This is a genomic window from Mesorhizobium sp. BHbdii (genome assembly GCF_053848045.1).
Genome location: NZ_JBSPKX010000226.1, coordinates 1 through 439 on the forward strand (window position 1 = coordinate 1; position 439 = coordinate 439).

General features: G+C 67.7%; 1 protein-coding gene. It reads right to left on the reverse strand.

Features of this window, described 5'->3' with window-relative positions; genetic code table 11:
* Positions 1-439: LysR family transcriptional regulator (locus tag ACWTU8_RS32760; protein ID WP_455851369.1), on the reverse strand; the 439-nt coding region annotated here is incomplete at both ends.

Here is a 439-nt window from a genome sequence, read left to right on the forward strand (position 1 = left end):
GACGACACGGGCGGCGTTCCAAAGCGGATGGCGATGTCGAATCCTTCGGCCACCAGATCCCCTAACTGATCCCTGGCGACAAGTTCGAGCGACAGATCCGGATAGAGCGACAGGAATTCGCTGATATGCGGCGTGAACAACTGGCGCGAAAAGAAGGCGTCGACATTGACACGCAGCCGGCCACGCACCGCGATCGACGTGCCCGAGGTGACGGTCACCGCGTCTTCTATGCCGGTCAGCAACGGCGCCACCTCGGCGTAAAGCCGGCGGCCCTCGTCGGTCAACGAGACGGCGCGCGTCGTCCGGTCGAGCAGACGCACGCCGACGCGGGCCTCCAGACGCGAGACCGCGCGGCTGACGCCCGAGCGTGACAGGCCGAGCGCGTCGGCGGCCCGGGCAAAGCTGCCGCCTTCGGCGATCGCGGCCAGCACGCCGACAT